Source organism: Streptomyces sp. NPDC050388, assembly GCF_040655635.1.
Classification (GTDB): Bacteria; Actinomycetota; Actinomycetes; order Streptomycetales; family Streptomycetaceae; genus Streptomyces.
In genome coordinates this window covers 1-5,379 of the sequence record NZ_JBFAKH010000190.1, presented here as the reverse complement: position 1 = coordinate 5,379, position 5,379 = coordinate 1, and the positions used below count along the sequence as shown (strand labels likewise).

The window sequence follows — 5,379 nt, the reverse complement described above, 5'->3', positions numbered from 1 at the left end:
GTAGAGGATCGTGTTGATCCCGGAGAACTGCTGAAGGGCGGCGAGGATCACGCCGACCAGGAGCGCGGGGCGGACCGCCGGGGCCAACAGCGCCCTCAGGTTCCCGGAGTCGCTTCCGGTCCCCTCGGAGCGCTGCTCACCATCCTGGCCGGTGCGGCCGAAGCGGGAGACGACCAGGTCCGTACCGCCCGGTTCGGTGACCTTGTCGAGCGTCCTTCGGGCTTGGTCCGTCTTGCCGTGGGCGAGCGACCACACAGGGGATTCGGGCAGCCACACGCACACCAGGACGAGGAGCGCGGACGGGATGCCACCGACCCAGAACATTCCGCGCCAGTTCTCGGACCCGGAGAAGGCCCAGTTCACGAGGTAGGAGGCGAGCAGACCGGCGCTGATGAGCAGCTGGTTGAGGCTGAGGACGCGGCCCCGGACCTGAGCCGGTGCCATCTCACCGAGGTAGGTCGGCACCGTGGCCGACACACCGCCGACGGCGAGGCCCATGATGACGCGGCCGAGCATCAGCACCCCGTAGCCGCCTGCGAGGGCGGCGGCGACGACCCCGAGGAAGAACAGGACACCGAGGCCGGCGAGGAGCGGACGCCGTCCGTAGCGGTCCGCGATCCTCCCGCTGGTCAGCGCGCCGACGACCGCGCCGAGCAGCAGGACGCTCACCACCGAGCTCTGCTCGAAGGAGTTGAGACCGAAGTCCTCCCGGATGAACAGCAGCGCGCCCGAGATGATCCCGGTGTCGAAGCCGAACAGGAAGCTGCCGAGGGTGATGGACATCGCCCAGCGGCGGACGCTGTGCACCCCCTGCGGGGTGAGGTGGACGAACTGGCTCTCCTCTGCGGGGCGCGTGTTCAGCGCTTCGCTCATGGCGTCCTGGCCTCCCACGCCGCCGGACCGGCGCTCCCGGCCGGGTACTCCTCGAGCGGGACCCGGTCGTCGCGCCACGCGTCCAGCACCGGCTGGACGATGCGCCACGACTCGACCGACATGTCGTCGCGCACCGACAGGGGCTTCTCGTCCTCCAGGACGCCCCGCAGCACCTCGCCGTACTCGAACAGCTCGCCGGGCCCGAAACGCGTGTCGAGCGTGACCGGGGAGATGGTGGACGGGTCGCCCGGCCCGTTGATGTTGATGTCCATCTGGAGGCGGCGCGGGCCGAGGCCGATGTGCAGCCTGTTGGCGCGGGCCTCGCCGGTGAGCCCGTCCGGGACGTGCTGGGGGGCCTTGAACCAGAACGTGACCTCCTGCCGGGGTGAGCCGATCGCCTTGCCCGAGCGGATGCGGAACGGCACACCGGCCCACCGCCAGGTGTCGACGGCGAACACCACCTCGGCCAGGGTCTCCGTCCCCCGGGCGGGGTCGATGCCCTCCTCGTCGGCGTACGACGGGAGTGAGCGGCCGTCGATCGTGCCGGCGGTGTAGCGGGCGCGGCGGCTGAACCGCTCGGGACGGTCGTCCCAGACGCGGGTCGCCCGGAGGATGTGCGCCTTGGAGTCCCGTACCTCGAGCTGCTCCAGCGTGCTCGGCGGGGGCATCGCCGCGATCGCCAGCACCTGGAGCAGATGGCTCTGGATCATGTCGCGCAGGGCGCCCGTCACGTCGTAGAAGCCGGCCCGGCCCTCGAGGCCGAGCGTCTCGTCGAACACGATGTCGACCGCTTCGACGTGCTCCGCGGAGAGCAGCGGTTCGATCACCCGGTTGGCGAACCGGACGCCGAGGATGTTGAGCACCGTCGACATGCCGAGGAAGTGGTCGACGCGGTGCACGTGGTCCTCGGGCACGAAGCCGTGCAGCAGCTCGTTCAGCGCGGTGGCGCTGGCCGCGTCGGTGCCGAAGGGCTTCTCCAGCACCAGGCGCGTACCGTCCGGCACGCCGATCCGGGCCAGCGCCCGGCAGGCATCGACCGTCACGGCCGCCGGCAGCGCGAAGTACAGCGTGAGGCGACCACGGCGGCACTCCAGCAGGCGGCGCAGGTCACCCTCGTCGGTGGCGTCCGCGGTCACATAGCGCGCGTTGCGGACGACGGTGTCGACGGCCGGCCCGCTCGCCTCACCGGCCGCGAACGCCTGTGCTACGACCGCTTGCCACGCCTCGTCGCCTTCCTCGCCCCGGTCGCTGCCGACGAGGAAGAGGTCGGTCAGCGAGGACGAGGCGACCAGGCCGCCCAGTCCCGGAAGGAGCAGCCTGGCCGTCAGGTCGCCGCGTGCGCCGAGGATGAGCAGAGTCTGCGTCCGCCCGGACTCGGACCCGGCCTGCCCGGCCCGCTCACCCTTCGAGCCGCCCGCGGGAGCGTCGGCGCCGCTCATCCGGCGTACTCCCGGGCGGGCACACCCCGGACACCGGGTGTGCAGGTGAACAACGCGCTCGCCTCCGGCTCGGCGCCGGGTTCCAGGTGCTCGCGGGAGGTCGTGATGAACAGCCGGTCCAGCTCCGGCCCGCCGAAAGCGCATGCCGTCACCTTGGTGACCGGGAGGTTCACGACCTCGTCCAGGGTGCTGTCCGGCGCGTACCGGCACACCGAGCCGCCGCCGTACAGGGCGACCCACACCCCGCCCTCCGCGTCGACCGTCAGTCCGTCCGGGCTGCCCGGACCGCCCGGTGCGGCGGCGAACGGGCGCCGTCCGCTCAGCCCGCGCTCACGGTCGTAGTCGAAGACGTCGACGCGGTCCGTCGCGGTGTCGGCGTAATAGGCGCGGTCGCCGTCGGGGCTCCACTCGAGACCGTTGGAGATCGTCACTCCGTCGAGGACGGTCGTCGTCGAGCCGTCGGGGTCCAGGCGGTGGACCGATCCGGCTCCCTGCCGACCGTCGTAGGCCATCGAGCCGCAGTAGAACCGCCCGTCGGGATCGCATCCGCCCTCGTTCATGCGGACACGCTCATCACTCCACAGGGAATCCAAGAGGGTCACCTTTCCGTCCGTGTCCTCGAGGGCGAACCCACGGGTGACACCGATGACGGCGCCACCTCGTCGTCTGGGCCGGACCGCAGCCACCACGGTGTTGACGTGCCGCCGCGTCACGGTCCCGTCCGCGGCGAGCGACAGCACGTCCCCCGCCAGCATGTCCAGCCACCGAAGCCCGCCCCACGCCTCGGACCAGACCGGCCCCTCACCGTGGTACGCGATCGATTCGGTCACCTGCTCGACCTTCACTGTCGCCACCTCCCTTCCGGCGCGGGCGTGAGCACAGGCACAGGCGTGGCTCGCCGGGGGCGGTCGGCGCCCGGCGGGCGGGGTGGCCGGCTGGCATGATGAGCCGGGTGAGCGCGCCGCGGTCCCGCAGAACAGCCCGCGGAGTCGGCGCGGTGGCACGTCGGGCGGTGTCGGGGCTCTCGGTCGGCGGCCGCCGGGTCGCCCTGGACGTGTGGCTGCTCCTTCAGGCCACCGCCAGCGCCACAGCGGCGTGGTTGGTGGCCCGCTACGTGTTCGACCACCCCGCCCCGTACTTCGCACCCATCACGGCGATGGCCGCGCTGACCGCGAACCTCGGCGAACGCGGCCTGCACGCGGTCCGGCTCCTCCAGGGTGTGCTCCTCGGTCTGCTGGTCGGCCAACTCGTGCTCGCCGCCCTGGGAACGGGTCCGGGCACGATGGCACTCGCCGTCTTCATCTCGCTCGCGACCGCCCGCGCCCTGCGGAGCGCACAGGTCGTCGTCGTCCAGGCCGCGGTGAGCTCCATCCTGGTGGTGGCGCTGGGCAACCAGGCGAACGGTGTCCAGCGTCTGGTGGACGCACTGACCGGCGCGGGCATCGCTCTCGTGTTCTCGCAGCTCCTCTTCCCGCCCGAGCCCCTGGCGCTGCTGCGTCGCGCCGAGACAACCGCGCTCAACGCGATCGCCGACGGCCTGACCACCCTGGCCGACGCCATCGACCAGGACGACGACAGGCTCGCCCGACAGGCGGTCGGGGAACTCCGCGAGGTGCTGGACCACCTGCTGGAGCTGCGCCGGGTCGGGCGGACCAACACGCGTGTCACACGTCGCGTGCTGACCTGGCGGGCGAAAGTCGTCGTGCGCGAGAAGGAGAACGCGGAACACCTCGATCTGCTGGGTGCCAACTGCCTCATGCTCGCCCGCCTCGTCGCGTCGGCCGACTCCGACACCCGCGGCCGGCTCCAGGAGCCGGTGCGCGACCTGACGGCCGTCATCGCCTCGCTGGCCGACGGGCTCGACGACCGCGACACGCGCCAGCGCGCCGCGGACCGCTCGCTGCAACTCGCGACGCGGATCACCGCGCAGGCGGCCGGGCCCGTCGACGCGGACCGCGCCTTCCTGGCCCACAGCCTCCGCACGGTCGCGACCGACATCATCACATTCGCGGGAGTCGACCTCGCCGACGCGCGCGAGGCGATCCGCACGGGCGCGCTGGACCGGCGCGTACCCCCCACCAAGATGCCACCCGGCCGATTCCGCCGCTGGTCCGGACGGCTCATCGGCTGGTCGAAACGGCTCCGGGACAGGGCCAGCCGGTCGTCCACCCGAAGCGGCAGGTCGTGAGGGCGGTCGCGGGGCCGAGGAAGCAGACTGTGCCCCGTCATTCCTGAGCATGGCAACTCCGTCCGGGATCGTGGCCAGAGGGGCGCCCGAAGGCGGCATAAAACGGCCGACAGGCGGCGCGGGACCACCACTCCGATGATCGCCCGCGCCCCGACCGCCCGCATCTTCACCCCCCGGCCCCAAAGGGACGGCTCACCACAAGAAACCGACGGACGTCGTGACCACGGACAAGAACCGGCTGGACGGCCCGAACCCGACGCATCCGCCGGAGAACGAGGTGGCGTACCGCCTGCTGGGCGAGGAGCCCCGGCCGCCGGCCGAGGTGGCGGCGAAGTACCCCACATTCTCCCCGGCCTGGGAGATGCTCGCCGACGACGCCTTCGAGACGGGTCTTCTGTGATCCACGCATCGGTCCACTACGGGGACGCGACGAGCCGGGTGGTGCCCTGCGGGACCGTTTCCGCTGATCACCAGGTCTGCCTCCTGGGTATGGCTGGAACTTGGGCTCCCTGCGTCCAGCCGCCCTCGTCGACCGTGACGGAGACCGCTTGCTCCGGCACGCCTGTGGCACACGAGCCGTGATCACCGACTCAGCTGTCTGCGCCCCATCGAGACGGTCCAGCGGTCGCCTCGAACAAGGATCTACCAGAAACTGGGGACCAGCTTGGTACAGGACGACTTGAGGACCACCAGGGATGGAGCGGTACCAGTACAAGCACGCCCCCAGGAAAATGCGGTGGTCCCGGTACCTGCCTGCCGCCGTGCTCCTCGCCGCGGTCGCCATTGAACTCTTCTCGGTAATGTCTCGTGACGTTTTGTGATCTTCGTTCAGGCGGTGCGACCGTGTTCGAGCTGGAGCAGGACGAGGGCAGCTCGGGC

5 protein-coding genes are annotated in these 5,379 nt (G+C 71.3%); 2 read left to right on the top strand and 3 right to left on the bottom strand.

Annotated features, from left to right (window positions below):
- From AB0I73_RS40185 to AB0I73_RS40175, 3 genes are all read right to left on the bottom strand, one after another.
- Positions 1-873: MFS transporter (locus tag AB0I73_RS40185; RefSeq protein WP_363045338.1), on the bottom strand; the 873-nt coding region annotated here is incomplete at its 3' end.
- Positions 870-2,312 (bottom strand): glucose-6-phosphate dehydrogenase, encoded by a 1,443-nt coding sequence (locus tag AB0I73_RS40180; RefSeq protein WP_363045337.1) that lies wholly within the window; start codon positions 2,310-2,312, stop codon positions 870-872. The genes AB0I73_RS40185 and AB0I73_RS40180, both read right to left, overlap by 4 nt.
- Positions 2,309-3,166: an SMP-30/gluconolactonase/LRE family protein gene (locus AB0I73_RS40175; protein ID WP_363045336.1), complete on the bottom strand. Its 858-nt coding sequence runs from the start codon at positions 3,164-3,166 to the stop codon at positions 2,309-2,311. Before AB0I73_RS40175 ends, AB0I73_RS40180 begins: the two co-directional genes overlap by 4 nt.
- Before the next feature lie 98 nt (positions 3,167-3,264).
- Here AB0I73_RS40175 and AB0I73_RS40170 point away from each other — a divergent pair, with 98 nt between their 5' ends.
- Both AB0I73_RS40170 and AB0I73_RS40165 read left to right on the top strand, forming a co-directional pair.
- Entirely contained in the window at positions 3,265-4,500 is a 1,236-nt protein-coding gene (locus AB0I73_RS40170) for an FUSC family protein (protein ID WP_363045335.1), read from the top strand.
- A 217-nt stretch (positions 4,501-4,717) separates the two neighbouring features.
- Positions 4,718-4,900 carry a hypothetical protein gene (locus AB0I73_RS40165; RefSeq protein WP_363045334.1) on the top strand — a complete coding sequence of 61 codons (183 nt, stop codon included), beginning with the start codon at positions 4,718-4,720 and terminating at the stop codon, positions 4,898-4,900.
- Positions 4,901-5,379 lie beyond the last annotated feature (479 nt).